The organism is Vibrio coralliilyticus, assembly GCF_024449095.1.
Lineage (GTDB): Bacteria > Pseudomonadota > Gammaproteobacteria > Enterobacterales > Vibrionaceae > Vibrio > Vibrio coralliilyticus_A.
The window spans coordinates 2,658,774-2,674,800 of the sequence record NZ_CP024627.1 but is presented as its reverse complement, the minus strand read 5'-3'; the positions used below and the strand labels follow the sequence as shown (position 1 = coordinate 2,674,800).

At 43.5% G+C, this 16,027-nt stretch carries 15 protein-coding genes and 1 tRNA gene; 7 read left to right on the top strand and 9 right to left on the bottom strand.

Features of this window, described 5'->3' with window-relative positions; all coding sequences use genetic code 11:
- Nucleotides 1-8: 8 nt before the first annotated feature.
- Nucleotides 9-728: a tRNA1(Val) (adenine(37)-N6)-methyltransferase gene (locus CTT30_RS12600; protein ID WP_252035313.1), complete on the bottom strand. Its 720-nt coding sequence runs from the start codon at nt 726-728 to the stop codon at nt 9-11.
- 304 nt (nt 729-1,032) lie between these two features.
- On the opposite strand from CTT30_RS12600, the gene brnQ reads away from it, so the two are divergent.
- The 3 genes from brnQ (at nt 1,033) to lysS (ending at nt 5,175) form a co-directional block, all read left to right on the top strand.
- Nucleotides 1,033-2,346, top strand: coding sequence for a branched-chain amino acid transport system II carrier protein (brnQ, locus tag CTT30_RS12595; RefSeq protein ID WP_252035312.1), 1,314 nt, complete (start codon nt 1,033-1,035; stop codon nt 2,344-2,346).
- Between the two features lie 162 nt (nt 2,347-2,508).
- Nucleotides 2,509-3,607 (top strand): peptide chain release factor 2 gene (gene prfB / locus CTT30_RS12590; RefSeq protein WP_126575070.1). Its coding sequence is split into 2 segments (ribosomal slippage): nt 2,509-2,583 and nt 2,585-3,607, totalling 1,098 coding nucleotides; the frame shifts between segments, so codons are not numbered across the junction.
- Nucleotides 3,608-3,657: 50 nt separating this feature from the next.
- Nucleotides 3,658-5,175, top strand: a complete 1,518-nt coding sequence (gene lysS, locus CTT30_RS12585; RefSeq protein WP_252035311.1) for a lysine--tRNA ligase — start codon at nt 3,658-3,660, stop codon at nt 5,173-5,175.
- A gap of 69 nt (nt 5,176-5,244) precedes the next feature.
- On the opposite strand, the gene CTT30_RS12580 is transcribed toward lysS, so the two are convergent.
- The 3 genes from CTT30_RS12580 to CTT30_RS12570 form a co-directional block, all read right to left on the bottom strand.
- Nucleotides 5,245-6,123 (bottom strand): U32 family peptidase, encoded by an 879-nt coding sequence (locus tag CTT30_RS12580; protein WP_252036643.1) that lies wholly within the window; start codon nt 6,121-6,123, stop codon nt 5,245-5,247.
- A 20-nt stretch (nt 6,124-6,143) separates the two neighbouring features.
- Nucleotides 6,144-7,157 (bottom strand): ubiquinone anaerobic biosynthesis protein UbiU, encoded by a 1,014-nt coding sequence (gene ubiU, locus CTT30_RS12575; RefSeq protein WP_252035310.1) that lies wholly within the window; start codon nt 7,155-7,157, stop codon nt 6,144-6,146.
- 134 nt (nt 7,158-7,291) lie between these two features.
- A complete protein-coding gene (locus CTT30_RS12570) occupies nt 7,292-9,331 on the bottom strand; it encodes a sensor domain-containing protein (RefSeq protein ID WP_252035309.1) in 2,040 nt (679 codons plus the stop codon).
- Nucleotides 9,332-9,528: 197 nt separating this feature from the next.
- Between CTT30_RS12570 and ubiT the strand changes: the two genes are divergently transcribed.
- The 4 genes from ubiT to CTT30_RS12550 all read left to right on the top strand — a co-directional run bounded on the left by ubiT (nt 9,529) and on the right by CTT30_RS12550 (nt 11,198).
- On the top strand, nt 9,529-10,056 hold the full coding sequence (gene ubiT / locus CTT30_RS12565; protein ID WP_252035308.1) for a ubiquinone anaerobic biosynthesis accessory factor UbiT: 528 nt from the start codon (nt 9,529-9,531) through the stop codon (nt 10,054-10,056).
- Entirely contained in the window at nt 10,040-10,543 is a 504-nt protein-coding gene (locus CTT30_RS12560) for a GNAT family N-acetyltransferase (RefSeq protein WP_239837752.1), read from the top strand. The genes ubiT and CTT30_RS12560 overlap by 17 nt, the downstream gene beginning before the upstream one ends.
- Nucleotides 10,544-10,763: 220 nt before the next feature.
- Nucleotides 10,764-11,099 carry a preprotein translocase subunit SecG gene (gene secG / locus CTT30_RS12555; RefSeq protein WP_006958051.1) on the top strand — a complete coding sequence of 112 codons (336 nt, stop codon included), beginning with the start codon at nt 10,764-10,766 and terminating at the stop codon, nt 11,097-11,099.
- 15 nt (nt 11,100-11,114) lie between these two features.
- Nucleotides 11,115-11,198: transfer RNA gene (locus tag CTT30_RS12550), tRNA-Leu, on the top strand.
- A gap of 1,500 nt (nt 11,199-12,698) precedes the next feature.
- Here CTT30_RS12550 and CTT30_RS12545 read toward each other — a convergent pair.
- From CTT30_RS12545 to CTT30_RS12525, 5 genes are all read right to left on the bottom strand, one after another.
- Nucleotides 12,699-13,742: an AAA family ATPase gene (locus tag CTT30_RS12545; protein WP_252035307.1), complete on the bottom strand. Its 1,044-nt coding sequence runs from the start codon at nt 13,740-13,742 to the stop codon at nt 12,699-12,701.
- Nucleotides 13,743-13,896: 154 nt separating this feature from the next.
- Entirely contained in the window at nt 13,897-14,340 is a 444-nt protein-coding gene (locus CTT30_RS12540) for an HNH endonuclease (RefSeq protein WP_252040071.1), read from the bottom strand.
- A 9-nt stretch (nt 14,341-14,349) separates the two neighbouring features.
- On the bottom strand, nt 14,350-14,685 hold the full coding sequence (locus CTT30_RS12535) for a hypothetical protein (protein ID WP_252035306.1): 336 nt from the start codon (nt 14,683-14,685) through the stop codon (nt 14,350-14,352).
- 323 nt (nt 14,686-15,008) lie between these two features.
- Nucleotides 15,009-15,299, bottom strand: coding sequence for a hypothetical protein (locus tag CTT30_RS12530; RefSeq protein WP_252035305.1), 291 nt, complete (start codon nt 15,297-15,299; stop codon nt 15,009-15,011).
- Nucleotides 15,300-15,302: 3 nt separating this feature from the next.
- Nucleotides 15,303-15,827, bottom strand: a complete 525-nt coding sequence (locus CTT30_RS12525; RefSeq protein ID WP_252035304.1) for an HK97 family phage prohead protease — start codon at nt 15,825-15,827, stop codon at nt 15,303-15,305.
- Between the last annotated feature and the right edge of the window lie 200 nt (nt 15,828-16,027).

Sequence of the window (16,027 nt, the reverse complement as noted above, 5' to 3'; positions counted from 1 at the left end):
CTTAATTTCTACATCTTCAAATAAAACGCCTTCGTCAATGCGATAAACTTGTCGCTGTAGCCATTATCATCTTGAATTATCAGCGTTTCTACCTTCGTATTTGATGGGTGTTGGCTAAGCTCAATCAGCAACCGGCTCACTGGCTTCTTCTCTGTAGTGTGTACCTCACATAAACTAGCTAGGTGCCAACCAAGTGTTTCCGCTAAGGAGATAAAAAGCCTCCCTTCCGTTTCAGGAAGTACAAACCAAGCTCGGCCGTCAGCGTTCAGTAACTTTTGGCATTGCTGAAGTAACGCTTCGTGGCTCAAGGTTAAGGTGTGCCTTGCCGTGGCACGGTGTTGGCTTTGGGCGTGCTCTCCGGAGTTAAAATAGGGGGGGTTACAGACAATAGCGTCATAGCTTGTTCCGAATGGAAAGTTGAGTACGTTGCCTTCCAGTAATGTTAGTCGGGAAGACCAAGGAGAAGAGGTGAAATTGTCTTCAGCAGCTTGTAAGGCATGTTGGTCAATATCGATAGCATCAATAGTAGCGGATATATTTCTTTGCGCGCACATTAAGGCTAGCAAGCCTGTGCCTGTTCCAATATCTAAAATGGTATTCGCCTGTTTAATATCGCACCAAGCTCCGAGTAACACGCCATCAGTGCTGACTGGCATGCCTGAGTAACCACCAGAAATTTTAAACTGCTTGAATGAAAAGTCTTTCGTCTTGGTTTTTGTGTTTTTCATTTTATTCTGTGCGTGGTGAACAATTGAGTGATTCAGTCTATTGTTGGATATTTGTATGGTCTTTTGTTCTGTTAATGTTGCATTTGTTTTATTTATTGATCCATATATTAAACTAATATTTTTTATTTTAATGGTCGATATAACTGGTTGTGAGTTGAAAGTATAAATTTATATGGTGTTTTTAGCCCTAGGGTTGCGGATGAGTGTGTGTTTCGTCATTATTCGCCTCCAAATTTATAGATTGGGTAGCCATCACGGACTACTCAGCATGCACAACATCAATCAAAAAGTTAAAGGGTCTCTTGTGAATCAGACTTTAAAATTAACAGATATTATCGCGGTAGGCTTTATGCTTTTCGCCTTCTTCTTAGGTGCGGGTAACATTATCTTCCCGCCACTGGCAGGACAACTTGCAGGTGAAAATCTTGTTCCTGCGATGACTGGTTTTCTTCTCACTGCGGTAGGTCTTCCTCTTATTACGATCGTTGCTATCGCCGTTGCAGGGGGATCTTGGGATCATCTCACCAAAGATTTACCTAAGCGTGTAGCAATGACGATTGCGGTACTGATCTTTATCATTATTGGGCCGGCTTTTGCGGCGCCACGTACCGGCTTGGTGGCTTATGAAATGGCGGTGAAGCCATTTTTTGCTGATGCCGCACAACTTCATCTGACTGTTTTTTCCATCCTATTTTTTGTGGTTGCGATGTCTTTTGCTTGGTCTCAAGGCAAGCTGATTGATGTGATCGGAAAAATACTGACACCAGTGCTTTTCTTAGGTTTGATTGCGCTTGCTGTCGCTGTGTTTATCGACCCTCAAGGAGAAATGATCGCAGCGCAAGGTGAATACCTTACGCACCCACTGCAAAAAGGTTTCCTTGAAGGTTACAACACCATGGATACCTTCGCCTCGCTGATGTTTGGCGGGCTTATCGTCGATGCACTTCGTCAAAAAGGGATTTCTGATCAAAAGGCAACTGCAAAATACCTGATCAGAGCCGCATGTGTTGCTGCTGCTGGTTTGGCTTTCGTTTACGTCTCTTTATTCTACCTAGGTGCAACCAGTGCGGCTGTGGCTGCTGGTGCAGACAATGGCGGTGTGATTCTTAGCGTGTACGTTCAATCTCTGTTCGGCCCGTATGGTCAAATTGTATTGTCAGTGATTGTGCTTCTTGCGTGTTTAACCACGGCTATCGGTATTATCTCAGCGTGTTCTGATTACTTTAGCTCGCTGACTCCAGTGTCTTACAAAACTTGGGTTGTGGTTAACGGTGTGGCGTGTGCAGTGGTTGCCAATGTTGGTCTTTCCCAACTGATTGCCTTGTCTGTTCCTGTGCTATTTGCACTATACCCAGTGGCTATCGCTTTGGTCGCACTGACGTTTATTCGCAAGATGCTACCAAACCCACAAGTGGCTTACCGTGTCGTTATCCTTGTGTCACTGCTGTTTGCTCTGATTGATGCAGCAAAAGTCGCGGGTGTGGATGTATCTGCGCTAAGTATGTTACCGCTGTTCGATATTGGCATGGGTTGGTTGCTGCCAACCATTGCTGCCATGATCTGCATGTTCTTCATTGGAAAATCAGCTCAACCAGATCTAGCGGAAGAAGCGTCTTAAGCTGAAATGATCAATAGATAAAAAATCCCCTGTCATACCCTGTGTGACAGGGGATTTTTCATTGTATTTTAGGTAGGTCGCAGTGCAAAAAATTCCTGTATCTTCATCACTCTTTTCAGTACAATTCTCCGGTTAAATTCTACTCATAAATGTTGAGCAAACATGTTTGAAATCAATCCTATTAAAAACCGCCTTAAGGACGTGTCTGAGCGCACTAATGTCCTGAGGGGGTACCTTTGACTATGATGCCAAACAAGAGCGTCTAGAAGAAGTCAACGCAGAACTAGAACAACCGGATGTGTGGAACGAGCCTGAGCGTGCGCAAGCGCTAGGTAAAGAGCGTTCTGCCCTCGAAGCAGTTGTGGAAACGATTGATCAACTTGAGCAAGGTGTGGAGGACGTTGATGGTCTTCTAGAGCTTGCGGTTGAAGAAGAAGATCAAGAAACCTTCGATGAAATTGAGCCAGAGCTTGCTGAGCTTGAAGCTAAGCTAGAAAAGCTCGAATTCCGTCGTATGTTCTCTGGCGACCATGATGCGTCTGACTGCTACATTGACTTGCAATCAGGCTCTGGTGGTACAGAAGCGCAAGACTGGACATCGATGATGCTACGCATGTACTTACGTTGGGCTGAAGCAAAAGGCTTTAAGACGGAAGTGATCGAGGTCTCTGAAGGTGAAGTTGCGGGCCTTAAAGGTGCAACGGTTAAGATCTCCGGTGAGTACGCTTACGGTTGGCTACGTACGGAAACAGGTGTTCACCGCTTGGTTCGTAAATCGCCATTCGATTCAAGTGGCCGTCGTCATACATCGTTTGCTTCTGCGTTTATCTACCCAGAGATTGATGACAACATCGACATCGACATTAACCCTTCTGATCTACGTATTGACGTATACCGTGCATCCGGTGCGGGTGGTCAGCACGTTAACACCACGGAATCGGCGGTACGTATTACTCACGTTCCAACCAATACTGTGGTTCAGTGCCAGAATGACCGCTCTCAACACAAGAACAAAGATCAGGCAATGAAGCAGCTTCGTGCGAAGCTATTTGAATTAGAGATTCAAAAGCAAAATGCAGAGAAGCAAGCCAATGAAGACGCTAAGTCGGACATTGGTTGGGGTAGCCAGATTCGTTCATACGTACTGGATGACTCGCGCATCAAAGATCTGCGTACTGGTGTTGAAAACCGCAATACTCAAGCGGTTCTTGACGGCGATCTAGACAAATTTATCGAAGCTAGCCTGAAATCAGGTCTGTAAGCTTTTCACCGAAAAACTATTTTCATAAAGAAAGACAGGATACATCAAAAATGACTGATGCTGTTCAAAACGACAATGTACAAGAAGAGAATAAGCTGATTGCTGAGCGTCGCGCTAAACTGGATCATATCCGTAAGAGCTGCAAAGCAAACGGCCACCCAAATGACTTCCGTCGTGAGCACCTAGCTGGCGATCTTCAAGCGGAATTCGGTGAAAAGACGAAGGAAGAGCTAGAAGAGCTAAACCATGTTGTAGCAATTGCTGGTCGTGTTATGGCAAAGCGTGGTCCTTTCCTAGCGATTCAAGAAACCTCTGGTCGTATTCAGGCCTACGCTGCAAAAGAGGTTCAAAAAGAGCTGAAAGAGAAGTACCAAGGTCTCGATATCGGTGACATCATCGGTGTGAAAGGTGCTCTTCATAAGTCAGGTAAAGGCGACCTTTACGTGAACATGGAGTCTTACGAGCTGCTAACGAAAGCACTTCGTCCACTTCCAGAGAAATTCCACGGCCTGACTGACCAAGAGATGCGTTACCGTCAGCGTTACGTTGATCTGATTGTAAACGAAGAGTCTCGTAACGCATTTATCGTGCGCTCTAAACTTGTATCATCTATCCGTAACTTCATGAGCTCTAAAGGCTACCTTGAAGTGGAAACGCCAATGATGCACGTGATCCCTGGTGGTGCAACGGCTCGTCCATTCATCACTCACCACAACGCACTAGACATCGATATGTACCTACGTGTAGCACCGGAGCTTTACCTTAAGCGTCTGGTTGTCGGTGGTTTTGACCGCGTATTCGAGATCAACCGCAACTTCCGTAACGAAGGTCTTTCTCCTCGCCATAATCCAGAATTCACCATGATGGAATTCTACCAAGCATATGCTGACTACAAAGATCTAATGGATCTGACAGAAGAGATGCTAAGCACAGTTGCAATGGACGTTCTAGGTTCAACGTCTATGCCTTACGGTGATGAGACAGTTGAGTTTGGTGGTAAGTACGCTCGCATGAGCATGTTTGAAGCAATCAAGCACTACAACCCAGAGCATGCAGAAATCCAAGCGCTAACAGAACAAGACCTGACTAACCGTGACAAGATGGTTGCGATTGCTAAATCAGTACACGTGGAAGTAGAAACGTTCTGGACATGTGGTCAGCTTCTAGAAGAGATCTTTGGTGAGACTGCTGAACCTCAGCTAATTCAACCAACGTTCATCACTGGTTACCCAGCGGATATTTCTCCTCTTGCTCGTCGCAGCGATGACAACCCGTTCTTCACAGACCGTTTCGAGTTCTTCATCGGTGGCCGTGAAGTGGCGAATGGCTTCTCAGAGCTTAACGACGCAGAAGACCAAGATGCGCGCTTTAAAGCACAGGTTGATGCGAAAGATGCAGGTGATGATGAAGCTATGTACTACGATGCGGACTACATCACAGCACTTGAGCACGGCTTACCGCCAACGGCAGGTCAAGGTATCGGTATCGATCGTCTAGCGATGCTGTTTACTAACACGCACACTATCCGTGACGTGATTCTGTTCCCGGCAATGCGTCCACAAGCTTAATTGCTAGCTTAAGAACAGCGAAAGGCCGATATCACTGAGGTGATATCGGCCTTTTTTATGACGTAAAGATCACAGGTTTTTCACTTCCAGCCCGGCGAGCTGATGCCAGTAACCGTTACATTGGCGGCTATCAATTTTCATCGGACTTTGCCCAGATTCGTTAGCCCGAAAATGGTTTAACTCTGAGAGGGTTTCGATGCCAAGTGGGCTGAGGCGAACGACATCGACCAGTTCTTTCATATTTGGTAAATCATTGATCAGGTTGTAGCAATATCCTGATTGAGTCTGAATGCCGTTGAGGTTAAACACTTGCTGACCTTCCTGACTGCTGACCTTTATGCCTGTTGGGTATTTGATACAGCAAGTTTCGCAATCGTCTTTAGCACGATTTTCAGCACGTGCAGTGAAGCAGCGAGCAGAGTAGGCGAGTGGCAAATAGCCATGGCTGAATACCTCGACTTCAAATTTACCTTTAATACCAATTTCATCACATTGGTTAAGTACATTACCTAACCATTCTCTAGATAGCTCGACTGGCATACACCAGCGCGTCATACCCTGTTTAAGAAATAGTTTCAGCGTGTGTGCGTTGTAGGTATTCACCGCAGGGCCGACGACAAACGGGACCTTGTGTTCAGAGGCCAGCTGGATGGCAGAAACATCGTTGGCTTCGATCGCAAATTCGCCATTATCAATGTACTTCTTCATCATGTTGACTTCACTAGGCGCTTCAAGCAACGCCATGGTGGAGAGCACCACTTGTTTACCGGATTGACTGAGCGATCTTGCAATATCCATCCAATGTGCAGGTTTCATTTCTCGGCGTTTGGAACAGACGCTCTCGCCAAGGTAAATGATGTCGGCGGAGCTGGATGCGGCCTGCAGATAAAAGGCTTCAACATCTTGCTTAGGCCAGAAGTAAAGCAAAGGGCCAAGGGCGTATTTCATCATGTTTTCCTTTCTGTACTTTACTGCCATTTACGGTGGTAAGCACCGAGGGTTGTCTGAGTGCCTTCTGAGACGTTAGCCAGTGCAGCATCCCAGGCCGCCTCAACTTGATAAGCTTCTGGATTGGCTAAGTAGCGGTCGATAGCTGCACGCCAAGTTCGAGTCACTTGCTCGACATAGGCGGGGCTTCGTTGACGGCCTTCGATTTTGACAGAAGCCACATTTGCGGCAAACAAGTCTGGCAACATGGAGAGTGTGTTGAGGCTGGTGGGCTCTTCCAGTGCATGATAAGCATGAGTGTGCTCGTCTAGCTCGGCGGTGAATCGCCCCTTACATAAAGTGGGGTAGCCGGCATTTTCTCCGTCACTATAGCGATCAATCAGAATGTTATTGAGCCGAGATTCCAGTCCTTTGTCTGTCTCCTGCCAACGAACAAATTTCGCAGGCGAGCAGGCGCCAACGGTATTGGGAGACTCGCCCGTCATGTACGAAGAAAGGTAACAGCGGCCTTCAGACATAATGCACAAGCTACCGAAGGCGAACACTTCTAGGTCGACATCTTGCGGAATGTTGCGTGACAGCTGTTTGACCTGATGGATAGACAGCACACGCGGCAGTACCACGCGTTTAACATTGAAGTTCCGTTTATAGAAGTCGATTGCAGCGACATTGGTCGCCGATGCCTGAACCGACAAATGCAATTCGAGTTCAGGGTATTTATTGGCGGCATAATCCAAAACGGCAATGTCAGCAATAATTAACGCATCAATACCACTTTGGGCAGCGCGATCGACAGCGTCGGTCCAGCGTTCAAATCCATCGGGATGAGCAAAAGTATTCAATGCGACGTGGATCTTTTTGTTATGGTCGTGAACATACTGAACCGCTTTGTCCAGTTTTTTACCTGTGAAGTTGAGCCCAGCGAAATGGCGTGCATTGGTATCGTCTTTGAAGCCGATATACACTGCGTCAGCACCACAATCGATGGCTGTTTTGAGAGCCGGTAAATTACCCGCAGGACAGAGGAGTTCCATTGTGCCTTCCTATCCGTTTATAACTGCTTTACGAAAATTGCTCCGCATTTTATGAAGGAACACGAGTGTCGAGTTTGATGTAAGGCAGGTTTAGGTAAGTTCTGAGTCAAATACTCATTTAGAGTGAGTGACAATCAGTTTTTATGGCGACGATGTTGGGCAAACAGCTCTTCGACCTCTTGCTTAGGTTGAGGGCGATAAAAGTGGAAACCTTGGATTGAGTTACAATTGAGATTGGAAAGTAGAGTAGCTTGCTGCTGGGTTTCAACCCCTTCGGCCACTACGGTGAGATTAAGGGATTTGCCTAGGTTAATGATGTTCTCGATAACCGTGACTTGTTTAGGTAATGTATCGATGTCATTAATGAAGGCGCGGTCAATCTTAAGCTCATCTAACGGGAATCGAGCCAGATAAGACAGTGATGAGTAACCAGTACCAAAGTCATCGATAGATAAGGCAAAACCAAGTTTTTTGATTGCGTTAAGCATTTGCAATGTGTGTTCACTGTCGCTCATTACCGCACTTTCGGTGAGCTCAAACGTGATGCAACTAGGGTCAAGCTCTGTGGTACGCAGTAGCTTCTCCATATAATCGATCAATTTCGGATTACCAAACTGCTCAGGTGATAAGTTAATCGCCACACGCCCCGGCAGAATACCTTGGAGTTTCCAGCGTTTTACAGTGTTGAAAACTTCTCGCATGACAACCCGGCCTAAGTGTTCAATAAGGCCGGCTCGCTCTGCGACAGGAATGAAAGCTCCAGGGCTGATATAACCTTCGACGGGGTGTTTCCAACGGATAAGAGCTTCAGCACCGTTAATACTGAAGTCACGAGCGTTAACTTTAGGCTGATACCATACTTCTAAGCCATTTTGCTGTAAGGCTTTTTGCAGCTCAATTTCCAGCCATAAACGCATACGCGCTTCTTTGTTCATCTGATCATTAAATTTAATCAGGCGGTTACGGCCTCTGTCTTTGGCTTCGTACATCGCGGTATCGGCATTCTGCAGTAGAATACGGGCGTCATTGCCATCTCCAGGATAAGCGACGCTACCGATGGAACAGGCTAGACGCTTACTGAAATGGTGTAAATCAAATGGCTGGTTAATGAGAGAAATGATTCGTTCCGCAAGAATTTCCGCCATTCGATTATTTTCTGGCTCCGGCAGGATTAAGCCAAATTCATCACCACCTAAATGTCCAATGACGGCGTGTTGCGGTAAAAGGCGTTTAAGCCGTGATGACACTTCTTTGATCACTTTATCACCGATGTGATGACCTAAAGAATCATTAATGTTTTTGAAGTTGTCAATATCCAAATAAAGCAGTAACAGTGGTGTTTCATTGTGAATGAACTGCTCTAAGCGTTTGGTAAAGCCAAAGCGATTGTATAGACCTGTGAGGGAGTCTATGTGAGCATCTTCAAGCGGCTTGTTGCTGAGCTGTTTAGGTGTTTCATTCGCATCTTGGATAAGGACCAGCTGTGAATTACTACCTAGAACCATTGCATTGTCAGCGTGCAAATGCACTCGGCGCTCGAAACCACACCTTGGTCCAGTCAGGCAAGTCAGAGGGTTTTTGGCAAGTGAATGGCTTAGTGATTGATTGAAGACCGTTTTGGTTTTTTCATCAACAAACAGGCGTGAAAGCTCTTCGCCTAGCAAATCCCTGCTGCTTTCGAAGCCCAACAACCGCACTGCTGCCGGGTTGGCGAAAATAATACAGTCTTCCTCAACGATCAAAAGGCCATCAGGCAGCAAAGTCGTCAGAGTAGAAAATTTACCTTCGGATTCTTCTAACGAACGAACAAGAATGTGTTTCTCTGAAGTATCTACAGCGTGAAAAACCACGTGTTCAATGTTGTTGTCGATTTCTACAGGGGTGAGGCTGAAATGTAGGCTGGTCTCGAGATCGATTTCATTGAGCGTAATTTCTGCTTCGAGAGATTCTCCTTTGAACGCTCGTTCATAATAAGGCTTGAGTTGATTATAAAAATGCTTACCCAGAGTTTGAGTATCGTTCATACCAACTAGCTCTTGATTGGATAGCCCCGCGATATCGCAATAGCGGCCATTAACCATGGCATAGTTATGTTGGTTATCTAAGATAGCGAAAAAAAACGGACTATTCGCCGTCATCTTCATGAACCAATGCTGTAGTTGTTGCGAAAGCATCAAAGGTATTACCGACTCTCCCAAGAGCAATACGAGTCACAGAGCTGTGAACTGAAGCGATATCAATAACTATAACTGTGATTGCCGCTAGATTAAAGGTTTAGGGGCATTAGACGAAATTTTGATACACAACAGGAATCGCTCCATCATCATCCATTATGATGAATTCCTTATTTACAAAGTAACGGATAACGCGCGTGATTAACAAGATTCGTACCCAACTAGTTCAAAATGCTGCATCAATTTTGCGATCTCCAGTCCACTTATTACCTCAAATTGTACAAAAAAAAATCTTATTAGATGGGCTAAAGAGTGTGTTTAAAGAGGCCTTAGAGGATGGTGACTTTGAGTTCCTCCAAGATAAGTGGTTGAAAGTTGAAGTAAAAGATATGAATCTGAGTTGGTATATTAGCTATCAAAAGGACAAGTTGATTGTTGCGGATTCGCCGGTTCAAGAAGATGTGGCTTTTGGAGGAAATCTAAATGATCTGGTGTTAATCGCAGGAAGAAAGGAAGATCCGGATACATTATTTTTTCAGCGTCGGCTATCTATAGAAGGTGATACTGAGCTGGGGTTAGAAGTAAAAAACCTGATGGACAGTGTCGATCTTGAACAACTGCCTAAAGCGATGCAAACGCTATTAAATCAGCTAGCAGACTTTGTGCAGAAAGGGTTACAATCGCCTATTGCACAAAGTGAGGTTATCAATGCTTATTCGAACTGAAGCCCCAGCGGACATTCTCGCCGTGGATAGACTGCTAAAATCTGCCTTTGAGACAGAAGCAGAAGCTGATTTAGTGATGCGATTAAGAGAAAACGGTCGAAGAACGTTGTCGCTGGTGGCCTGTAATGATGAAGGGGAAGTCGTTGGGCATGTTATGTTTAGCCCAGTGACTCTAAATCACGAAGAGTTGAGTTGGCAAGGGTTAGCACCGCTGGCGATCAAAGAGGGCTACCGACGCCAAGGTTTAGCGGCTGAGCTGGTAAAAGAAGGATTTGAGTCTCTGAGAGAGTTCGGCTATCCAGCTTGTGTGGTACTCGGTGAACCAGATTATTACTCGCGATTTGGTTTTGAAGCGAGTGAAAATTATGGCTTTCATTGCCAATGGGAAGTGCCTAAAGGTGCGTTTCAGGTGATAGAGTTATCGCAGGGTGAGTTTTTGGGCCGTAGTGGCTTGATTGAATACAGCCCAGAATTTTCAGCATTTTAGGCATAAAACCTAGGCGAATAACGAGAAAAGTATGACTTTTGTCCTTTTTTTGACCGCTTAGGCATCAAGTCGTCTTTTTTTGAAAAATTCTACTTGTCAGCGTAATAACGTTTCGCTAGTATTGCTCGGCCTTCGATAAGGAGGTCGCTAGCCTTGTTCAAAAACATCAAAAAGTTTTCGAGCGGCGCTGGCTCAACAATTTGGAACATAGGTGGAAATCATGTTTACAGTTCTACTTGTGATTTACCTGTTGGCAGCGGTTGGTGTAATCGGCCTAGTACTGATTCAACAAGGTAAAGGCGCAGATATGGGAGCCTCATTCGGTGCAGGCGCATCAAACACAGTGTTTGGCGCAAGCGGCTCAGGTAACTTCCTAACCCGAATGACTGCAATTTTTGCAACAGTATTTTTCATCCTTAGCTTAGTGCTAGGTAACATGTCGACTCATAAAACTGAATCTCAGTGGGTTGACCCGACTCAAGGTCAAGTTATCCAACAAGCTGATGATGCTGCGAGTGAAGTTCCAGCCCCTACAGGCGACGAAATTCCTCAATAAGCTAAAGATTTAGCTGCCGAGATGGTGAAATTGGTAGACACGCTAGCATGAGGTGCTAGTGCCTTAGGTGTGAGGGTTCGAGTCCCTCTCTCGGCACCATTATTAAGTCCTTGTTTTACAAGGATATTATTCAGAGAACTCGCAATCAAAGTTACCCATAACGGGTACATCCTAGATTCGATTCCCTGAATATTCAAGTACCACTCTCTCGTAGAGTGGTCTTGCTGTATCTGTAGATATAAGAATTTATTGCTTAGTGGCAACGCGTGATCTTGGTCGGTCTGCTGCGTCTAGTCTGCTAAGTTTTAAGTCAGCAAGATCCCCTTTATTGGGGATTTTGTTGTTTTAGGGCAATAGGAGTCATCTAGAGGGGTTTAGGGTGATGCCAGTCGATGCACTAGCCTTGTCCTGTCCGTCTCTATTCGATTTTTATGTTAGATCTGAGATATCTCAAACCTGTAAATCCAACCTACTAGCTTTATCTGCTGCGCAAATTTCCGAGGGTTTCAGTTCTCACGAACGTCTACGGAGGAAGCGCCAAGCACCTTGCCCGCCGGGGCACACATCCCGACTTCCAAACAACGTGGTTTACCGCGTCACCAGTAAGCCAATGCAAATTAGTTTACGTTGTCTGTCATCAACTAACTTTTAGTAAGTATCACCATGTAACAGATTATCCAGACACTGACACCATCCCGGCGTGTTAAGTCTGACGTAGCCCTCTATCGACTCGCACAAATAACCCGACGTTACTCAAAACGCGGCCGTCACCTGTAAAAATCTCTACGGCTAGTATTGTATTGGATGCTTTGATTCATGCGTTACCCGTTGGTAACACCCATTTATTTGAATTCGCTGGCGGGAGAAAAAAATAGATTTGGTCGGTCTGCTTTTTCTAGTCTGGGTACGGCAACGAATGACTGAAATCAAAGGGTCAGTCACATGCACTTGAAGGGCTAAAGCTTGGAGTCTTGAGAGAAGCAACGGTGATCAATTGTCGACCACTTAAACCTGAGAGGGTTTACTTTTTACGCGATTCACCTAGAATTCAGTGGCTCGTGAAAAAAGAGAGGAATGTAATTTCCTTTGTTGGTTGCGTTTCTCTTTGACTGCTAGGTGCTCCAACACCTTCAGTTCACGCGAGCAGAACCTTACCTTCGATTCCTGTCTTCGTAAATACCTCGATTTTTCAATTGGTTAAAAAACATCCTTTTGTTTTTCACTCGCTGTGAGTGTATTTACCAACTAACATGCTGATAATGTAATAAAAAAGGTATGGAGATCTTCCAAAATTGATTTAATGCCTTTGTGATCGTGATCACCTGCCAACTTAGTCTTCCACACAGTAACCAAACCAAGTGATGTGACTATGTGAGTGATTCCCCCTCTCTTAGAGAGAGAGGGGGGGATCACATTACATTTTTATAGTTGTGATCATGCTTTGTGATCTTCTCTGACGAATTTAAGTTGTTGATAAAATTGGAGTTAAATGAATATTATGGGATTGTGATTTAGAGATGTGATTGAAAATCACAATCACTGTTGTGATCGATGTGAGATCACAAATGTTTAGGTGTGGAAGATTAAGTTGGCGAGCTGTCAAAAGTTGCTCGGCTTATAGCCGGAGCCTACTTTTTCAACTCTGCGATCGTCTAATAGACGTTTCATTGTCTGTGGGTGGTAGTTAAGATTGTGGATGGCCATTAGTTCTCTGACATCACGGATTTCTACCACGACATCTTCACTACCTGAAGTGTTCACCTGTTCTAGGTAGAGACTAGTTATCACTGCTAGAAGCTTATCTTGGTTGGTTCCCTTCATTTCTTCGGGTAGCTTGGTTCTCATGGCTAAACTAAGTGATTCATTAGGTCTACACACTACAAGCGATGTGCTTTCTTTTTGGTTGTCGTCGTAGATTCCAAGCTTGATTGGCTCAACGTCAAAGATGAAAGGTTTGGCCAGCTCACCGTCTTTCTGTTTATCGTTCAGCACTTGGATGTAATCGCTTGAACGTTCCAAACGGAGCCTGAAATCGACGTTAGATTCAAATGTATGAGAACCTTCGGCTGATTTTGATGCGTTTTTTCCTGTGTGATGGATGATGATAGAAGTACAGCCACCCAACTCAGATATTTTTCTAATCAAGTGGATTGCCTTGGATGTTTCGCCTGAATCGTTGTTATTTACATGTGGGAATAACTGATTAAAAGTGTCATAGATGATGAGCCGAATATCTGCTTTTTGGACCAGTAAAGCGATCTTCTCGGCATAAGCATTGTTCATTACTTCACTATTTGGGATGACGAATATCTTTTCTGTTGGACCATGTTTCAAGCTTAATGCTTTTAGTCTTCTTCCTAGCCCATGCTTTCCTTCTCCAGCGATATAAAGCACTTTGCCAGCCTGTTTGACACGTTTACCAAAGAAGCTACGCCCAGTCGCTACACAGTGAGCAAGTTCTAGCATTAAGAATGTCTTCTTTACTCCCGATTTACCGTAGCATAATCCTATCGTTTCACGTTCTATTAATCCGTCGATCAAGTAATCAGGGTATGAGGCATTATCAGCCAACATATCACTAGTATACGCACCAAGGTTAGACAGCAATTCATTCTCTGAAATATTATATGATTCTTCTGTCATTTAACAATTCCTAGCTGCATGAATTGCAGCTTAATAGAGTAGGAGGGGCTTCAAAAAAGGTTTGAAATTAAGTTCGCGTGAAATTGAGATTGCTGCGAATAGTCTTAATGTGTCTTATTATAGAAATATCCCCCCCTTTAAAATAATAATTACATTATTTTCCGATAACTTTATTTGCATTTAATTTAATTAAATCTACTAATTTGAAATAGTCACAATAATACTTTCTTAAAGTACCTTTATTTCTATTCATGGCTACTTGGTTAGTCTTTATATTATGGCATGTCCTACAGAGGCTCATAAGATTATTAATGCAATACTTTAAGTCTGGTCTATCTTCTATCTCTCTTATATGATCAGCTACCTCTGCTGGAGTAGTGATATTCTCATATAAGCACACCTCGCATAGTGGTGTTATAGTTCGTTTCAGTTTAGATAATTTTCTCCATTCTTGGCTGTCATAGAATGATTTGTTTCTGTAGCTTCTGAGCCTTTGATAATTGTCCTTGTTATCCTTTCTGTGCTTGTTACAGCGAGGGTTTCCATCATAGACAACCACTTTACAGCCAGGATAATTGCACTGTTTAGGTAATGACATATTATTCCCTTAATAGAATTTAAAAACGTACACATAGCCTAAATCGAACAAATGATTGAATCCTGCTTTAACTTTATCCGATTCTATTTTTAATATATGAGCTAATAGCTTTCTTTTATATTCAGAACTAACCGTTTTATTTTCATTAATATTTCTTACGTTCGGGGATTTAATTAATCCTTTACTTTTTTCATAGTATGATATTTCACATTCTTTAAAAGCATTTATATTTCTTTTGTCTCTCAGTATTTTATTTATTGTTTCAACATCTATAATGTTTTCACATAATATAGATATTTCTTTCTTCTTTAATTCATTACCATTTTCATCTTTGTAGTAAAGCATATTAATACCTTTGATAAGGCCGAGTTAACGGCCTTTAAATTAACAGAATTCAAACTTTAAATACTCACCATTATTAAAGTAATCATGAAGGTATTTATTGTAAGAGTTAGTGCTTAAATTATTAAGTAAACTAATTAGATCTCGTTTTGATTCAGATTCTAATGAGTATTTATTTCCACTCTTATAACAGCAAGATTCTATATGAACTGACTCGAAAGATATTTTATTTAAAGGTTCATTTAATAAATCTTTTATGAAAAATGCAGTATCTATATTATCAACGTAATAACGTAACCTTTCTATTAAAATTCCATCAATGATAATCATGATTCCTTATTACCTCTTAGCGCCTCATTCAGAGATTCAATTAAATCAACCATAGTTAGTTCGCGTTTTTGTGGGAAATTATAATTGTGAGCCTGTACATGGGATAAGTAATTTATAATTTGATTAGCAATCTGAATATCACTAATTGGGTGTTCGCCGCCTAATTCTATATAACTTGCGGAATCAGTAAGCCCCAGTTTCTTCATTAACTTGTTAGCAATATGTGGTCGTTTATCGACATCGTTAATAATCACATTTAAACCGTGATAGCTAAAATTAACATCCATTTCTTAACTCCAAAGTATCTCGTTTATCTCTTTCATAGTGTTAATAAATGCCTCGTGTTCTTTGCGGTCTTTAACACTATCTACACGGCTGGAATCGTTCGCTGGGAACGTCACTAAACTAGCCTCTCGCAAGTCGGCCTCATTCAGATGATTTGCACCAGTTCGGGCATTGGGTTTTACATCAATTTCAAAGTAACCTATCGATATCCCGGTTAAAGCTCCCTGCTTGGCCAGCTCGTATGCCTCGCGCCCGGCCTGTACGTTTAGGTTAACCTGACCACGGCCCCACAGCCCTTTAGAATCCTCTCTCAGCTCCTCCCAGACGCCAATCGGCACATCCTGTTTATGGTGGAGTAACATCGGCAGTTTTCGACCTTCTCGGCCTATCCTGGCAAGGGAGTTTTTGAACGCACCTGGCATAGTGATATCGTTGGCCGCATCGAGCTCGTTAAACGTGTTCAAGTAGCCCTCGATAGCGCCAGTTTCAGAGATACTTTTAACCTCAAACTCAAGTTGCTTTCTCTTCATGAACTACCGACCTTTGTTTTTAAATCTTCCATGAAACGGCCATCGGAAAATATTTCATCTATATCTTTGATAATGACATTCTGACTAAAGACAGATAGGTGATCTGGGCCGTAGACTCTCAGAACTTCATTTATGAACTTTGTGTAAAGCCCATTTTGTAAACAGCGAATTAAGCGGGTGTTATCCTCGTCTAATCGCAG